Below are 1,107 nucleotides of genomic sequence, written 5' to 3'. Positions count from 1 at the left end.
CGGCGGCTCGCCCAGCGCGGCAGCACCGCGCCACCGAGCACCGGCCGGCGGACAGTCCGCGTCCCGTTGGCCCGTGGCACCCGCCCGCGGGTGCTCGCGACGTCCGTCGCCGGGCCCCGGCGGGCCCGGGGGCCAACTGGCCGACAGTCGGCGAAGTTTGGCTCGGGGGTGGCGGGAGTGGGGGATCAGGGTCGGTTACGATCACGGCATGGTCACGGACGTGCCTCGATCCGGCATCCCGCGGGCCCGCTCCGGTGCGGGTCCGCTGCGGTTGCTGGTGTTGGTCGTCCTGTTGTTCGCCTTCTTCTACACGCACGCCGCGAGCCCCGAAGGGTCCGCCGGCCACCTCGACGCGGGCGCGGGCGTGCCCGCGGCCGCCGTCTTCCACGGGCACCAGGCCGGCGACGGTTTCGCCGGGCACCACGGCGAGGACTCGGGGGACGCCGCGCACCCCGCCCAGACCTGCGTGACCGGTCTGCCGCAGCAGGGCCCCGACGCTGCGGCCGAGCCCGCCCCCTGCCCGGCCGCCGCGGATCTCCCGTCCGCCCCGGCCGGCACCGCCGCCCTCCTCGCCCGCGCCGCCATGTTTGCGGCCCCTCCAGGCGCCTCCGGCGCCGTGCTGCGGATCTAGGAACCGGCCGCCGACGCAGAGCGGGTCGCCCGCCCTTTACCGGCCACTGCCGGGAGGTGCCCCCCGCCGCTGCACCGGGTTGTCCGTGGCAGGCCGCATCTGTCGTGCGAGCCCTGCCACCCGCCGCTGACCCCGCCCCAGGCCCCGTCGGGCTCTGCCTCGCGGGTGCCCGCCGCCGCCCCGCCGGCCCGGCCGGGTCGGTGACTCCGGCCCAGCCGTAGCCGCAACCGCTGCCCCGTAGACCCGGCCGCCCGTCCCCAAGACCGCCGCCGTGGAGGAGACATGACCTCCCGTATCGCCGCGCTGCTCGCCCTTCTCCTGGGCGTGCTGCTCGTCGTCGCCCCCGACTGCCCGGACCACCCGTCCGCGCACCACGTCACCGCCGTCTCCTGTCCGCCCTCCGCACCGGCCGCGGAGCCCGCCACCCGGGCCCCCGAGCCGGCCGTCGCCGGGCCCGCCGCCACCCGGGCCGCGGC

At 78.7% G+C, this 1,107-nt stretch carries 2 protein-coding genes; both read left to right on the top strand.

Features of this window, described 5'->3' with window-relative positions:
• Nucleotides 1–208 precede the first annotated feature (208 nt).
• Entirely contained in the window at nucleotides 209–631 is a 423-nt protein-coding gene (locus GPJ59_RS36435) for a hypothetical protein (protein ID WP_219672380.1), read from the top strand.
• A gap of 282 nt (nucleotides 632–913) precedes the next feature.
• Nucleotides 914–1,107: hypothetical protein (locus GPJ59_RS36430; protein WP_219672379.1), on the top strand; the 194-nt coding region annotated here is incomplete at its 3' end.

It is taken from the genome of Streptomyces bambusae (assembly GCF_019400985.1).
Classification (GTDB): domain Bacteria; phylum Actinomycetota; class Actinomycetes; order Streptomycetales; family Streptomycetaceae; genus Streptomyces; species Streptomyces bambusae_A.
Note: the sequence above shows the minus strand (reverse complement) of the source record. Positions and strands in the feature narration are given on the sequence as shown.

Excerpts from the sequence above, each read along its gene's own strand:
- GPJ59_RS36435 (WP_219672380.1), top strand. The coding sequence starts at position 209 with ATGGTCACGGACGTGCCTCGATCCGGCATCCCGCGGGCCCGCTCCGGT.